Annotated in this window: 12 protein-coding genes; 7 read left to right on the forward strand and 5 right to left on the reverse strand. The window is 68.9% G+C overall.

The genetic code is table 11. From position 1 onward, the window contains the following. The first annotated feature begins 14 nt into the window (after window positions 1-14). The 3 genes from H7U20_RS15370 to H7U20_RS15380 all read left to right on the forward strand — a co-directional run bounded on the left by H7U20_RS15370 (window position 15) and on the right by H7U20_RS15380 (window position 2,980). Window positions 15-1,466, forward strand: a complete 1,452-nt coding sequence (locus tag H7U20_RS15370; protein WP_199760024.1) for a metallophosphoesterase family protein — start codon at window positions 15-17, stop codon at window positions 1,464-1,466. 178 nt (window positions 1,467-1,644) lie between these two features. Next, the gene (locus H7U20_RS15375; protein WP_199760025.1) at window positions 1,645-2,241 is read left to right on the forward strand and encodes a hypothetical protein; all 597 of its coding nucleotides are present in this window, start codon (window positions 1,645-1,647) and stop codon (window positions 2,239-2,241) included. A gap of 115 nt (window positions 2,242-2,356) precedes the next feature. Then, window positions 2,357-2,980 (forward strand): hypothetical protein, encoded by a 624-nt coding sequence (locus tag H7U20_RS15380; RefSeq protein ID WP_199760026.1) that lies wholly within the window; start codon window positions 2,357-2,359, stop codon window positions 2,978-2,980. 256 nt (window positions 2,981-3,236) lie between these two features. On the opposite strand, the gene H7U20_RS15385 is transcribed toward H7U20_RS15380, so the two are convergent. From H7U20_RS15385 to H7U20_RS15405, 5 genes are all read right to left on the reverse strand, one after another. Further along, a complete protein-coding gene (locus H7U20_RS15385; protein WP_199760027.1) occupies window positions 3,237-3,569 on the reverse strand; it encodes a PilZ domain-containing protein in 333 nt (110 codons plus the stop codon). A gap of 32 nt (window positions 3,570-3,601) precedes the next feature. Beyond that, window positions 3,602-4,399 (reverse strand): 16S rRNA (adenine(1518)-N(6)/adenine(1519)-N(6))-dimethyltransferase RsmA, encoded by a 798-nt coding sequence (rsmA, locus tag H7U20_RS15390; RefSeq protein ID WP_199760028.1) that lies wholly within the window; start codon window positions 4,397-4,399, stop codon window positions 3,602-3,604. 110 nt (window positions 4,400-4,509) lie between these two features. After that, window positions 4,510-5,562 carry a 4-hydroxythreonine-4-phosphate dehydrogenase PdxA gene (gene pdxA, locus H7U20_RS15395; protein WP_199760029.1) on the reverse strand — a complete coding sequence of 351 codons (1,053 nt, stop codon included), beginning with the start codon at window positions 5,560-5,562 and terminating at the stop codon, window positions 4,510-4,512. Between the two features lie 15 nt (window positions 5,563-5,577). Next, on the reverse strand, window positions 5,578-6,981 hold the full coding sequence (locus H7U20_RS15400) for a peptidylprolyl isomerase (protein ID WP_199760030.1): 1,404 nt from the start codon (window positions 6,979-6,981) through the stop codon (window positions 5,578-5,580). A gap of 94 nt (window positions 6,982-7,075) precedes the next feature. Then, window positions 7,076-9,304 (reverse strand): LPS-assembly protein LptD, encoded by a 2,229-nt coding sequence (locus H7U20_RS15405; RefSeq protein ID WP_233410784.1) that lies wholly within the window; start codon window positions 9,302-9,304, stop codon window positions 7,076-7,078. Window positions 9,305-9,411: 107 nt separating this feature from the next. On the opposite strand from H7U20_RS15405, the gene H7U20_RS15410 reads away from it, so the two are divergent. The 4 genes from H7U20_RS15410 (at window position 9,412) to H7U20_RS15425 (ending at window position 13,839) form a co-directional block, all read left to right on the forward strand. Continuing rightward, window positions 9,412-10,476 carry an aminoglycoside phosphotransferase family protein gene (locus H7U20_RS15410; RefSeq protein WP_199760032.1) on the forward strand — a complete coding sequence of 355 codons (1,065 nt, stop codon included), beginning with the start codon at window positions 9,412-9,414 and terminating at the stop codon, window positions 10,474-10,476. Window positions 10,477-10,487: 11 nt separating this feature from the next. Beyond that, window positions 10,488-11,195 (forward strand): N-acetylmuramate alpha-1-phosphate uridylyltransferase MurU, encoded by a 708-nt coding sequence (gene murU, locus H7U20_RS15415; protein WP_199760033.1) that lies wholly within the window; start codon window positions 10,488-10,490, stop codon window positions 11,193-11,195. Next, entirely contained in the window at window positions 11,192-12,526 is a 1,335-nt protein-coding gene (gene pepP, locus H7U20_RS15420; RefSeq protein ID WP_199760034.1) for a Xaa-Pro aminopeptidase, read from the forward strand. The genes murU and pepP overlap by 4 nt, the downstream gene beginning before the upstream one ends. 203 nt (window positions 12,527-12,729) lie before the next feature. After that, complete coding sequence (locus tag H7U20_RS15425) at window positions 12,730-13,839, forward strand: FAD-dependent monooxygenase (RefSeq protein WP_233410792.1); 1,110 nt, start codon at window positions 12,730-12,732, stop codon at window positions 13,837-13,839. Window positions 13,840-13,950 lie beyond the last annotated feature (111 nt).

Here is a 13,950-nt window from a genome sequence, read left to right on the forward strand (position 1 = left end):
CAGGAGTGGAATCCATGCCGCACACCCGTCCCGCCGCGCGCGCCGCCGCGCCGCTGCCGCCCACCCTCGCCCTCGCCCTCTTGCTGGCCGGCTGCGCCGGCGTCGCGCCGCCCGCCGCCGAGGACTTCGCCAGCTTCGTCGTGCTGGGGCCGGAGGGCGTCGCCGTGGCCCGCGTGCTGAGCGCCGCGCCGGCCTGCCCGGCCATCGAACTGGACGGCCGCATGCTGCCGATGACCCTGCGCGCGCCGGCCGCCACGCTGGCGCCGCGCCAGGCGGACGCAAAGGCGGACGCCAAGGCCGCGGCCAAAACACCGGCCAAGGCGGCCGCCTTCCCCGTGCTCAGCTGCGAGGCAACACTGCCGGCCGGCACCGGCAGCGCCAGCGTGCTGGGCCGCGCCCTGCCACTGCCGCGCGCCGAACCGCAGCGCATCGTCGTCATCGGCGACACCGGCTGCCGCCTCAAGCAGAGCGACAGCGGCGACAACTACCAGGCCTGCAACGACGCCGAGCAATACCCGTTCGCCACGGTGGCGGCGGCGGCCGCCGCCTGGCGGCCCGATCTGGTGATCCATGTCGGCGACTACCACTACCGCGAACACCCCTGCCCGGCCGGCAACGCCGCCTGCGCCGGCAGCCCCTGGGGCTACGGCTGGGACGCCTGGCAGGCCGACTTCTTCACCCCCGGCGCGGCGCTGCTGCGGGCGGCGCCGTGGGTGCTGGCGCGCGGCAACCACGAGTCCTGCGAGCGCGCCGGCCAGGGTTGGTGGCGCCTGCTCGACCCGCGCCCGCTGCAGCCTGGGCGCGACTGCAACGCGGCGGCCGACGACGCCATCGGCGACTACAGCGAGCCCTACGCCATCCCGCTCGGCCAGGACACCCAGTTGCTGGTGCTCGACACGGCCGCCACCTCGTGGCGCGGACTCAAGCCGGGCTCGCTCGGCTACCGCCGCTACCAGCAGGCCTACCGCCAGCTCGACGCCCTGGCGCGCCGCGCCAGCCGCAACATCGGCGTCAACCACCATCCGCTGCTCGGCTTCGGCGCCGGCCGCGCCGCCGACGGCGGCATCGAACTGCAGCCGGGCGACGCCGGCCTGCAGCAGGCCTTCGGCGCGCTCAATCCGCTGCTGCTGCCCGAGCGCATCCAGACCATGCTGTCGGGCCACGTCCACCTGTGGCAGCAGGTCAGCTTTTCCAGCGCCCACCCGAGCCAGTTCATCGCCGGCTTCTCCGGCACCGCCGAGGACATCGTGCCGCTGCCCGCGCCGATGCCGCCCGGCGCCAGCCCGGCGCCCGGCGCCGTGGTCGAGCAACTCAGCTCGTGGATCGACGGTTTCGGCTTCATGACCATGCAGCGGCAGGGCGCCGAGCGCTGGCTGGTGCGGGTGCACGACCGCCACGGCGCGCTGCGCAACACCTGCCGGATCGACGGCCGCCATTCGCGCTGCGCGCTGGCCCGGGTCGAGTAGCCGGCGGCGGCGAATTCACATGCTGTTACAAGGGTTTGCGGCCAGGCATTAGCAAATGCACTAAAATATGCGCCAATTCCGTGTAGCATACGGTCTCCCGCAGGCGCCGACGCGCGCCGCGCGCGATGGCCGTGTTGCCAGCCGTCCCGGTCCCGATTCGTTTTTGGAGAGAGTGTTCATGAAAAGTATTTACATCCGTCCGGGCCTGGCCCTGCTGTGCGCGGCAACCCTGGCCGCCTGCGGCGGCGGCAACGGCAACATGGTCCTCGGCGGCCGCATCGTCGGCCTGACCCAGCCCGGCCTGATCCTGAAGAACGGCAGCTGGGAAGCCAAGCCAAACGCCGGCGACGCCACCTTCCAGTTCGCCGAGCTGATCGGCGACGACAAGCAATTCGACATCGTGTTCGGTCAACAACCGAACAACTCCAAATGCACGATCATCAACAGCAAGAATAAGGCCAACACCTACACCGTCTCGCAGGCGGTGGTGTCTTGCATCACCGACAGCTACGCGCTCGGCGGCAGCGTCACAGGCCTCGATGCCGGCGACGGTTCGCTGGTGCTGACCAATGGCAAGGAATCGGTCGCCGTGGCTGCGCCGGCCACGGCGGGCGCCGCCGTCAAGTTCAGTTTGCCCATGGTGATGGTTGGCGCGCCCTACGGCGTGACCGTACTGACCAAGCCGCAGGGCGCCAAGAACTGCATCGTCAGCAACGGCAACGGTATCATGGCCACCGCTGCCATCGACAACGTCACCGTCGTCTGCAGCAAATAAGAGCAAGCGATCACCAGAAATATCCAGCAATATCAAGCAATACCAAGCTCGCCCGCAACCTGAACCGGCGCGGCGGCCCGACCGGCCGCGCCCCCCTCCCCCCTTGGAGAATGCAATGAAATTTTCGACCCTGCGCGCCTCTGCGGCGCTGGCACTGATCCTGGCACTGGCCGGCTGCGGCGGCAAAGCCTCGTTCGACGTCAGCGGCACCGTCATCGGCCTGAGCAACCCCGGCCTGGTCCTGACCATGGGCGGCAACGACGACGTCAACGTCGCGCCGGCCGCCGGCACCGTCAACTTCACCTTCGGCCGCCGCCTGTCATATGGCGACGCCTACGAGATCCGCGTCAAGCAAGACCCTGTCCACATGACCTGCAGCGCCTACCGTGGCACCTCGGGCACGGCCGGCCAGACCACCAACATCGCGGCGATCTTCAACTGCACCAAGAACGCCTACATGGTGACCGGCTGGGTCACCGGCCTGACCGCCCAGGTCGCCACCACCGACCCGCAGTTGGTGCTGATTAACGGCAGCACCGGCGGCCAGGTCACCATCGCCGCCGCCACCAACGGCAGCACCAACCCGACCTTCGGTTTCGGCCCGGTCGAACAGGGCGTCGCCTACGGCATCACCGTGCAGACCCAGCCCAAGGGGCAGTTCTGCAGCGTCGTCAATGGCTCCGGCTTGATGGGCGATGCCATCGTCAGCAACGTCCAGGTCAGCTGCAAGGCGCAGTAAGCAATAGTCCGGTCCGCCACGCGGACCGGTGAAGTGGAGATATCAAATTCGATGATATCTGGTATGCGAAATATAAATTGGCGTTATATGCGGCGCCGCAGCATACTAGATCCGTCTCCTCCACTTCTGCAAAGAATTGGATTTCGCCCGCTTTTACCAGCGGGCTTTTTTTTGCCCGCTCGCTTAGTGCGGACGCAAAAAAGGGCAGGCCTGGCGGCGCTGCCCCGGTGCGGACGATGCGGACGGCGTGGCCGACTCAGGCCGGCGCGGCCAGCAGCTCCTCGATGACGGCCACGCTGCGCTGGTCGATCTTGATGAACTGCACCCCGGTCTTGTAGCCCAGCTCCGGGTCGGGGTCGCTGTAGACCACCTGCCCCATCGCCAACACGGTGCGGCGCTCCTCGCCGATGGCGACCTGGAAGCTGACCGCGCAATACTGCGCCAGACGGATCTGGCTGGCGGTCTGCAGGCTGACGCCGCCCTGCGACAGGTCCAGCGTATGGGCGGCGTGGCGCGACTCGTCGATCATCGTCACGGTGGCCGGCAGGCGCAAATCGGCGCGCCGGCTGACACGGGCATTCTTGCTCATCTTCGGCTCTCCCTTGGGTCGCTCAGGCTAGGTCAGGATGGAACGGGCGGCGCCACCGGCGCCTTCAGGCTGTTGGCCAGCGCCACGTACTGCGCCACGCCGACGGTCTCCGGCCGCATCGACGGGTCGATGCCGGCGGCGATGATTTGCTGCTCGGTGAACATGCCGGCCAGGCAGTTGCGGATCACCTTGCGGCGCTGCGAGAAAGCCTTCAACACCACCGCCTCCAAGGTCGGACCGTCGCAGGCCAGCGGCTCGGCCAAGGGGATCATGCGCACGATGGCCGACTCCACCTTGGGCGGCGGATCGAAGGCCTCGGGCGGCACCACGAACAACAGGGTGATCGCGTAGCGCCATTGCAGCATCACCGACAGGCGGCCGTAGGTCTTGCTGCCGGGCGGCGCGGCCATCCGTTCGACCACCTCCTTTTGCAGCATGAAGTGCTGGTCCTGCACCAGCGGGGCGATGTCGGCCAGGTGGAACAGCAGCGGGCTGGAAATATTGTACGGCAGATTACCGACCACGCGCAGCTTTTGCCCGGCCGGCACCGGGATCGTGGTGAAGTCGAACTTCAGCGCGTCGCCGGCGTGGATGGTCAGCTTGGCCGGGTTGAAGGTTTTCTCCAGGCGCGCCACCAGGTCGCGGTCGAGCTCGACGACGTGCATCATCGTCAGGCTGCGCATCAGCTGCTCGGTCATGGCGCCCAGGCCGGGGCCGATCTCGACCATGGCGTCGCCGGCTTGCGGCGCGATGGCTTCGGTGATGGCCGACAGCACGTACTTGTCATGTAAAAAATTCTGGCCGAAGCGTTTGCGGGCGATGTGTTTCATGGTTGTTCTTCTTCTGCGTAAGGGGTTCAGCGGTTCAGCGGGTGTGGCGTGATATGGCGTGGTGTGGCGCGGTGTGGCGGGATGCGGCGCGCCGGCGGCCGCCGCGGCGCCTAGCCGCCGGCGGCGACCATCGCCAGCGCGCTGGTGATGGCCTGCTCCATGCTGGCGCAGTCGGCCAGGCCGAGGCCCCGGGCCGCCAGGTCGAGGGCGGTGCCGTGATCGACCGAGGTGCGGATCAGCGGCAGGCCCAGCGTGATGTTGACGCCGTTGCCGAAGGTGGCGTACTTGAGCACCGGCAGGCCCTGGTCGTGGTACATGGCCAGCACGCAGTCGGCTTCGTGCAGGTGGCGCGGCTGGAACAGGGTGTCGGCCGGATAGGGGCCGCGCGCGTCGATGTCGCGCGCCTGCGCCGCCGCGATGGCCGGCGCGATGATGTCGATCTCCTCGCGCCCCAGGTAGCCGCCCTCGCCGGCGTGCGGGTTCAGCCCGGCCACCAGGATGCGCGGCGCGACGATGCCGAAGCGCCGCCGCAGATCGCGGTCGATGATGTCGAGGGTGACGCCGAGGCCGGCGACGCTGAGCGCGGCCGCCACGTCCTTCAGCGGCAAATGGGTGGTGGCCAGCGCCACGCGCAACTGCGGCAGCTGCGGCGTGTGGCCCAGCGGCTGGCCGGCCAGCATCATCACCACCTGGGCGGTGCCGCTGCGCTCGGCGAAGTATTCGGTGTGGCCGGAAAAGGCCACGCCGGCGTCGTTGATGGTGCTCTTTTGCAGCGGCGCGGTGACCACGGCGGCGAACCAGCCGGCCCGCACGCCTTCGATGGCGGCGTCCAGCGTGGCCAGCACGCTGCGGCCGTTTTCCTTGTCCAGCACACCGGCGCGCACGTGCGCCGCCAGCGGAATGTCGACCACGCTGACGCTGGCCGGGCCGAAATGCGGCAGGCCGCCGTTGCGCAACGCCTGCAGCGACAAGGCCGACAGGCGGATCGCCGGGTCGATCTCGTGGGCGATCATGGCCAGGTAGGCGGCATCGCCCAGCAGCACGCAGTTGACCTCGTGGCGCCGCGCCCAGGCGGCGCGGATCGAGATCTCCGGGCCGATGCCGGCCGGTTCGCCGACGGTGACGGCGATGGCCGGACGCCGGCCGCTGCTGGGACTACTCATGCCTGGCCTCCCATGTTACTTCGCCTCGTCGGTGCGGAACTCGACATAGGCGCGGTCGCGCACCTGGCGCTGCCAATCCTCGGCCGCCTCTTCCATCTTGCGGTCGCGGATGGCGTTGCGCGCGGCGTTGCGCTGGCGTTCCTTGGAGGCGTCGTCGCTCTTGCGCTCCAACACCTCGATCAGGTGGTAGCCGAAGCTGGTCTCGATCGGCGCGCTGACCTCGCCCGGTTTCAGCGCGTTCATCACCGCCTCGAACTCGGGCACGATGTCGCCCGGGTACAACCAACCCAGGTCGCCGCCCTTGGAGGCCGAGCTGTCGGTCGAGAACAGGCGCGCCAGTTCCTCGAACTTGGCGGCCTTGTTGTCCAGGCGCTCCTTCAACTCGGTCAGCTTGCGCTTGGCGTCGTAGGCGCTCATGGTCGGCGTGACCTTGATCAGGATCTGGCGGACGTGGGTCTGCTGCACGGCGGCGGCGGCGGCCGCCTCGGCCAGGCTGCGCTTGTCGACCAGCTTGATGATGTGGAAACCGCCGACGCTCTTCATCACCGGCGTCACCTGGCCCGGTTTGAGCTTGGTCAGCGCCTCGGCGAACATCGGCGGCAGGCGGTCGCCGCTGCGCCAGCCGATCTCGCCGCCCTTCAGCGCGTCGCTGGCGTCCGAATAGGTGCCGGCCATCTTGGCGAAGTCGGCGCCGGTGCGCAGCTGGCGCATCACCTCGTCGGCGCGCGCCTTGCGTTGGGCGATCACCTCGGGCGAGGCGTTCTCCGGAATGCGCACCATGATCTGCGCCAGGTTCATCTCGAACTGCTCGGCGGCGGCGGCCTTCTCGGCCTCCAGGTAGCTGTCCACCTCGGCGTCGGAAATCTGGATCTTGGCGTCGACCTCGTGCTCGCGCAGGCGCTGCATGATGATCTCCTCGCGGATCTCCTCGCGGAAGGCGGCGAAGGCGGTGCCGTCCTTTTCCATCTGGTCGCGCAACGCCTGCACGGTCAGCTTCTGCTGCTCGGCGATGCGGCCGATGGCGCGGTCGAGCATGGTGTCGTCGACCCGCACGCCCATTTCCTTGGCCAGCTGCAGCTGGGCGCGTTCGACGATCATCCGTTCCAGCATCTGCCGTTGCAGGTCGGCCGGCTCGGGCATGGCGACGTTCTGCGCCTTCATGCGGCGGGTCACCGTGCCGACGCGGGCGGCCAGCTCCTGACGCGTGATGACGTCGTCGTTGACCACCACGGCGATCGAATCGATCGGCTTGTTGTTCGACTGCTGGCCGGGCGGCGTGAAGCCCTTGGCGGCGGCCGGCGCGGCCGGCGCGGCGGCGCTGGCCGCCACAGGAGCGGCGGCCGGCTTGGCGTCCTGCGCCCAGGCGGCGCTGACGGTGGTGGCGCACAGCAGGGCTGCGGCGATTTTCAGTTGGTGCATACTGGCATTACGCATAATGTGGAACGCTCATCAGTCAGGTGGTACACAATCAAAAAGCACGCCGGACATAGGACCGCCGCGCGTGCGGAAAGTTCTAGCGGCCGTAGCCCTCATTCAAACGCTGGTAGCCGGGGATGCTGTTCTTCATCGCCTCGAGCGGGTTGCCCACGCCCAGTTTGGACAGGCCGTTCAACTCCAGCTGGAAGAAGATCGGCGTCGACACATTCTTGGCGGTGGCGACGAAGCGCTGGGCCCCCATGCGGAACACCCAGCAATCGGCATTGTATTCAAGACCGATCAGGCTTTCGATGACTTTTTTGTCGAGCTGCGAATACACCACCCGGCCCACGCCGTACCAGCGCTGCGACAGCGGCCACTGGCTCGACAACTCCATATTCTTCAGCGCCTTGTCGATGTAGTGGTAACTCAGGTTGACCACCTTCTTTTGGCCCGGCTGCCAGTGCAGGCCGTAGCTGGCGGCGACCATCCGGCTGTCGCGGTTGTTGTACTGGACCTCGCTCTCGAAGCTCCAGGTGTCGGAGATGCGGCCGGCGGCGGCCAGCAACTGGTCGGAACGGGCATCCTTGACCGGATTGCTGGCGTCGAGCTGGACGCGCTGGTCGCGGAAGTAGAAGCGCTGGCCGAAGGACAGGCGCAGCCGCTCGGCGCCGGAGCTTTCGAGGAAGCGCGAGACCAGCGCGGCGGTCATCTGGTTGGCGTCGCCGATGCGGTCCGAGCCGATGAAGCGGTTCTCGCTGAACAGCTGGGCGAAGTTGAAGCTGGAGGCGTCGGTGTCGAAGTGCGGGAACTTGCTCTGGTCGCGGTACGGCGTGTTGACATAGAACAGGCGCGGCTCCAGCGTCTGCGTGATGGCGCGGCCGAACAGCTTGGCGTCGCGTTCGAACACCAGGCCGGAGTCGAGCGAGAAGGTGGGCACGACGCGGGTCAGCGACTCGGCGCCCTGGGTGCCGAGGGCATCGAGCTGGTAGGCGCTGGCGTTGAGCATCAGCTTGGGCGTGATGTGGAAGCTCGGCCCGATGATCGGATAGCTGACCTGGGGCACCGCCACCAGGCGGCTGCCACGGATCAGGTCGGGGTGCCAGAAGCGCGTCAGCTCGCTGTTGAACGACCAGTCGAAGCCGCCGATGTCGTACTGGGCGGCGTTGAAGCTGACGGCCGGCAGGCGGTCGTAGGGGCGCGAGACGAACAGCGCCGGGTTGGTCACCGAGTCGGGGTCCTGCAGCACCTGGTACTTCTGCACCCGCGCCGTCAGGTTCCACCAACTGCCGTGGTAGTCGGTGCGCAGCTCGCGCAGCAGCTGCCGCTCGGCGCTGCCGGAAACGGTCTTGGAAAAATCGTTCGGATAATTGTCGTCCGAGGCGGCGCGCACGCTCCAGCCGAACGACCAGTCCTTGGCCAGGTCCTGGGTGTGGCTCGACTTCAGGCTCCAGCGCTTGCTGTCGGTCTGCTTGTCGTGCGCCAGGAACTCGACGTCGGTCTCGCCGCCGTACAGGCCGCCGCTGGCGGTCTCGCCGATGTAGCGGCCGTTGGCGCCGAGCTGGAAGCCGCGCCGGGGGATCAGTTTCGGGTACAGCGTCAGGTCGCGGTTGGGCGCGATGTTGACATAGTAGGGCACGGTCAGCTCGGCCGCGCCCTTGGAGCCGAAGCCGGGCATCGGCGGCAGCCAGCCGGAGCGGCGCGCGCCCGACAGCGAGAACGACATCGCCGGCGTGCCGAGGATGGGCACGTCCTTGAAGTAGACGATGGTCTTGCCGGCGGTGCCGACGTCGCGGCCGGAGTCCAGGTTCAAGGTGCTCGACTTCAGATACCAGTCCGGGTTCGGTCCCTGGCAGGTGCTGTAGGTGCCGTCGAGCACCAGCGCCTCGTCCTCGTTGAGGAAGTTGATGCGCTGCGCCTTGCCCTGGGCGTTGTTGAGCTCCATGCGGTAGGTCGGCTTGAGCATATAGCCCTTGCCCGAGTCGAGGTTCAACTTCAGCTCGTCGCCGGTGAAGTAGTCGCCGAAGCGCCAGATGCGCACCTGGCCGTTGGCCTCGACCTCGTCCTCGACCTGGCGGTAGCAGGCCGAATCGGCCTTGACCCGGGTCTGGTCCTTGACGATCTCGACGTCGCCGTCGAGCGTGATCTCACGCTCGGGGCGGCCGCCGATGTCCTCGGCGCGCACGGTGGTGACGGCGTTCTTGTCCTCCACCCGTGGCGGCCGCGGCTTGGTCTGGGCGTGGGCGGGCACCGCCGAGGCGGTGAGCAGGGCAGTCAGGGCATAGGCCCAGCGGTACAGCTTGGGGGGGGCAGTTGGCCGGCGCATACTGCTCATGAAAAGAGGAATCGAAACACCATGACAGGCGATTTTTTGATTTGAATCCCTTATTATATGGGAATCTTCACAATCAACCGGATTCCACAGGCCGCTTTATGTCTTTATTGTCTAATTCACCATCCGACGCGGCGCCCGCCGCGCCCGACACCCGCCTGATCCTGTTGCAAGCCTGGCTCTCCAGCCTGAACCTGGTGCAGGTCGACAGCACCCGTCCGGCCTCGGCCGACGCCAGCTTCCGCCGCTACTTCCGCGTCGACGTGCTGGCCGCCCAGCGCGACGCCCTGGGCGCCAGCCTGATCGTCATGGACGCCCCGCCCGAGCGCGAGAACAGCGCCGCCTTCGTCAAGCTGGACGGCATGCTGGCCGCCGCCGGCGTGTCGGTGCCGGCCATCGTCGCGCAGAATCTCGAACAGGGCTTCCTGCTGCTGTCCGACCTGGGCACCGTCACCTACCTGCAGGTGCTCGACCACGACAACGCCTCGACCCTGTACGCCGAGGCGCTGGAGGCGCTCAGCCGCTTCCAGCTGACCAGCCAGCCCGGCGTGCTGCCCGAATACGACCGCGCCTTCTTCCAGCGCGAGCTGAACCTGTTCCCCGAGTGGTACATCGGCAAACACCTGGGCGCCACGCTGAGCGAGGCGCAAAGCGCGGAGCTGAACAAGGTGTTCGAGGCGATCCAGGCCAACATCCTGGCGCAGCAGCAGGTGTATGTGCACCGCGACTACCACTCGCGCAACCTGATGCGCATGGACGCCGGCAATCCCGGCGTGCTCGACTTCCAGGACGCCGTCCACGGCCCGGTCACCTACGACCTCGGCTCGCTGCTGCGCGACGCCTACGTGCAGTGGGACGAGGAACTGGTGCTCGACTGGGTGATCCGCTACTGGCAGCGGGCCAAGGAGCTGGGCCTGCCGGTCAACAAGGACATCGACGCCTTCTACCGCGACTTCGAATTCATGGCGCTGCAGCGCCACCTGAAGAACCTGGGCCTGTTCTGCCGCCTGGCCTACCGCGACGGCAAGAGCAACTTCCTCGGCGACCTGCCGGTCCTGCTCGACTACGTGCGCAAGACGGCCAACCGCTACCGCGAACTCAAGCCGCTGGTGCGCCTGCTCGACCAGCTCGACGACGTCCAGCCGCAAGTCGGCTACACCTTCTGAGCGGGGCCGCCATGAAAGCCATGATCTTCGCCGCCGGCCGCGGCGAGCGGATGCGTCCGCTGACCGACACCTGCCCGAAACCGCTGCTGCCGGTGCGCGGCCGCCCGCTGATCGTCTGGCACGTGCTCAACCTGGTACGCGCCGGCATCACCGACATCGTCGTCAACCACGCCCACCTGGGCGACCTGATCGAACAGACGCTGGGCGACGGCAGCCAGTTCGGCGCGCGCATCGCCTACTCGCCCGAGCAGACCGCGCTGGAGACGGCCGGCGGCGTGGCCAACGCCCGCCAGTTGCTCGGCGACGCGCCCTTCGTCGCCATCTCCGGCGACATCTACTGCCCCTACTTCGACTTCGAGCAGGTCAAGGACGTGCTGCCCGAGCACGACATGTGGGGCGTGCCCTGGCCCGAGGAGAAGCGCGACCTGGCCTGGCTCTACCTGGTGAAGAACCCGGAGCACCACCCGCTGGGCGACTTCGGCGTCAACCTGTACACGCTGACGAACGACGGCGCGCCCTTGTGGACCTTCGCCAATATCGGCGTCTACCGGCCGGAGATCTTCGACGGCATCGAGGCCGGCAGCCACGCCAAGCTCGGCCCGCTGCTGCGCCGGTTGATCGGCCAGGGCCGCGTCGGCGGCGAAGTCTACGAGGGCGACTGGACCAACGTCGGCACGGTCGAGCAGCTCGAGGCCCTGAACCGCCCCGCCGCGCGATGAGCCAGTACGCCGCGCGCCGCGCCCGCCTGCTGGCGCACATGCAGGCGGGCGGCGTGGCGGTGCTCGCCACCGCGCCCGAGGTGGCGCGCAACAGCGACAGCGACTATCCCTACCGCCACGACAGCTACTTCTACTACCTGAGCGGCTTCGACGAGCCCGACAGCGTGCTGGTGCTGATCGCCGCGCGCGCCGACGCGCCGGCCCGCAGCATCCTGTTCTGCCGCGAGAAGAACCCCGAGCGCGAGATCTGGGACGGCTTCCGCCACGGCCCCGAGGCGGCGCGCGCCGGCTTCGGCTTCGACGCCGCCCACCCGATCGACGAGCTGGACGCCGAAATGGGCCGCCTGCTGGCCAACGCGCCGGCGCTGTACTACGCGCTCGGCCACAGCGCCGCGTTGGACGCCCAGGTCAAAACCTGGCTGGCCGGCGTGCGCCGGCTGGCGCGCAGCGGCGTCACCGCGCCCACCGTGGCCTGCGACCTGCTGCCGCTGCTCGACGAGATGCGCCTGTTCAAGGACCACAGCGAACAGGCGCTGATGCGGCGCGCCGCCGCCATCTCGGCCCAGGCCCACCTGCGCGCCATGCGCGCCACCCGGCCCGGCATGCGCGAATATGAGATCGAAGCCGAGCTGCTCTACGAATTCCGCCGCAACGGCGCCCAGGCGCCGGCCTACACCTCGATCGTCGCCGCCGGCGCCAACGCCTGCGTGCTGCACTACCAGCGCAACAACGCGCTGTGCCAGGACGGCGCGCTGGTGCTGATCGACGCCGGCTGCGAGTTCGACGGTTACGCCGCCGACATCAGCCGCAGCTATCCCGTCAACGGCCGCTTCAGCGCGCCGCAGCGCGCGCTGTACGAGCTGGTGCTGGCGGCGCAGGCGGCGGCGCTGCGGGCGGCCCAGCCGGGCCGCCGCTACACCGACATGCACGACGCCGCGCTGCGCGTGCTGGCCGAGGGCATGCTCGACCTGGGCCTGCTGGCGCGCCAGCACTGCGGCACGGTCGACGACGTCATCGCCAACCGCCAGTACCTGCAGTTCTACATGCACGGCACCGGCCACTGGCTGGGCATGGACGTGCACGACGTCGGCCACTATCGCGACCTGGCCAGCGCCGGCAAGCCCTCGCGCCCGCTGCGCGAGGGCATGGTGCTGACGGTCGAACCGGGCATCTATGTGCGCCCGGCCGAGGGCGTGCCCGAACAATTCTGGAACACCGGCATCCGCATCGAGGACGATGTGCTGCTGACCGCCACCGGCCACGAGGTGCTGAGCGCCGCCGCGCCCAAGACCGTCGCCGAGATCGAACAACTGATGCGCCACACACCATGACCGCCACACCGAACCACACACCGCAGGACACACGGCACGACGCGCAGCACCAGGAGCGGCAGCAGCAGGGCAACACGCAGCACCAAGAGCAGAGCAAGGTGCAGGGCGCGGAACAAGACACGGCACAAAACCCGGCGCGGCGTCCGGCGCCCGGCGCCGCCGTCGACTACGACATCGCCATCTGCGGCGCCGGCCCGGCCGGCATGGCGCTGGCCGCGCTGCTGGCTAAACGCGGCGTGGCGCCGGGCCGCATCGTGCTGGTCGACGCCAAGACGCTGGAACAGGCCAGCCGCGACCCGCGCACCCTGGCGCTGTCGCACGGCAGCCGGCAGATCCTCGAACAGGTCGGCGCCTGGCCGCTGGCCTGCACCGAAATCCACCAGATCCACGTCTCGCGCCGTGGCCAGTTCGGCCGCAGCCTGATCGACCGCAGCGAACACCACGTGCCGGCGCTGGGCTATGTGACCCGCTACGGCGACATCGTCACGGCGCTGGGCGCGGTATGCCAGCGCGCCGGCATCGCCGCGCTGCGCCCGGCCCGCGTGCTCGGCTGCGTCGAACAGGCCGGGCATGTCGAGCTGCGCCTGGCCGGCGACGAGCCCGGCGCCGACGCCGACGGCGCCGGCCGCCCGCTGCGCGCCGCCATCGTGGTGCAGGCCGAGGGCGGCCTGTTCGACGAGCAGGAAAGCCGCAGCCAGCGCCACGACTACCAACAGACCGCGCTGATCGCCGAGGTGCGCAGCAGCGCGCCGATACCGCAACGCGCCTACGAACGCTTCACCGAACAGGGGCCGCTGGCGCTGCTGCCGCAGGACGGCGGCTATTCGCTGGTGTGGTGCGCCCGGCCGGACACGGCGCGAGAATTGCTGGCGTTGGACGATGCCGCCTTCCTGGCGGCGCTGGGCCAGGCCTTCGGCGGCCGCCTCGGCCAATTCACCCACGTCACGCCGCGCCTGGGCTTCCCGCTCGGCCTGAACGCCGGCGAGCGCGGCAGCGCCCGCACTGTCGCCGTCGGCAACGCCGCGCAGACCCTGCACCCGGTGGCCGGCCAGGGCTTGAACCTGGGCCTGCGCGACGTCAGCGTGCTGGCGCGTCTGCTGGCGCAGGGCGCCACGCCGGCCATGCTGGGCCAGTTCAACGGCCTGCGCCGGCAGGACCGCGCGTTGACCGTGCGCCTGACCGACACCATGGCCCGCGTCTTCGCCAACGACTCGCCGCTGCAGGCGCTGCTCGGCCTGTCGCTGGCGGCGATCGACGTGGTCGGCCCGGCGCGCGGCCTGTTGGCCGAGCTGATGCTGTACGGCCGGCGCTAGGCCGGCGCGCCGGCGGCGGCCAAACCACCCAACGCCGCAACGCCGGGGGGGGGGNNGACCCGGCCCATGGCTTGCGAATCGACCCCAGTTCCACGCCGCTGGGTTTTGCCA

This window comes from Rugamonas violacea (genome assembly GCF_016461825.1).
Taxonomy (GTDB): Bacteria; Pseudomonadota; Gammaproteobacteria; order Burkholderiales; family Burkholderiaceae_D; genus Rugamonas.

Excerpts from the sequence above, each read along its gene's own strand:
- H7U20_RS15370 (WP_199760024.1), top strand. The coding sequence starts at position 15 with ATGCCGCACACCCGTCCCGCCGCGCGCGCCGCCGCGCCGCTGCCGCCC.
- H7U20_RS15375 (WP_199760025.1), top strand. The coding sequence starts at position 1,645 with ATGAAAAGTATTTACATCCGTCCGGGCCTGGCCCTGCTGTGCGCGGCA.
- H7U20_RS15380 (WP_199760026.1), top strand. The coding sequence starts at position 2,357 with ATGAAATTTTCGACCCTGCGCGCCTCTGCGGCGCTGGCACTGATCCTG.
- H7U20_RS15385 (WP_199760027.1), bottom strand. The coding sequence starts at position 3,569 with ATGAGCAAGAATGCCCGTGTCAGCCGGCGCGCCGATTTGCGCCTGCCG.
- rsmA (WP_199760028.1), bottom strand. The coding sequence starts at position 4,399 with ATGAAACACATCGCCCGCAAACGCTTCGGCCAGAATTTTTTACATGAC.
- pdxA (WP_199760029.1), bottom strand. The coding sequence starts at position 5,562 with ATGAGTAGTCCCAGCAGCGGCCGGCGTCCGGCCATCGCCGTCACCGTC.
- H7U20_RS15400 (WP_199760030.1), bottom strand. The coding sequence starts at position 6,981 with ATGCACCAACTGAAAATCGCCGCAGCCCTGCTGTGCGCCACCACCGTC.
- H7U20_RS15405 (WP_233410784.1), bottom strand. The coding sequence starts at position 9,304 with ATGCGCCGGCCAACTGCCCCCCCCAAGCTGTACCGCTGGGCCTATGCC.
- H7U20_RS15410 (WP_199760032.1), top strand. The coding sequence starts at position 9,412 with ATGTCTTTATTGTCTAATTCACCATCCGACGCGGCGCCCGCCGCGCCC.
- murU (WP_199760033.1), top strand. The coding sequence starts at position 10,488 with ATGAAAGCCATGATCTTCGCCGCCGGCCGCGGCGAGCGGATGCGTCCG.
- pepP (WP_199760034.1), top strand. The coding sequence starts at position 11,192 with ATGAGCCAGTACGCCGCGCGCCGCGCCCGCCTGCTGGCGCACATGCAG.
- H7U20_RS15425 (WP_233410792.1), top strand. The coding sequence starts at position 12,730 with ATGGCGCTGGCCGCGCTGCTGGCTAAACGCGGCGTGGCGCCGGGCCGC.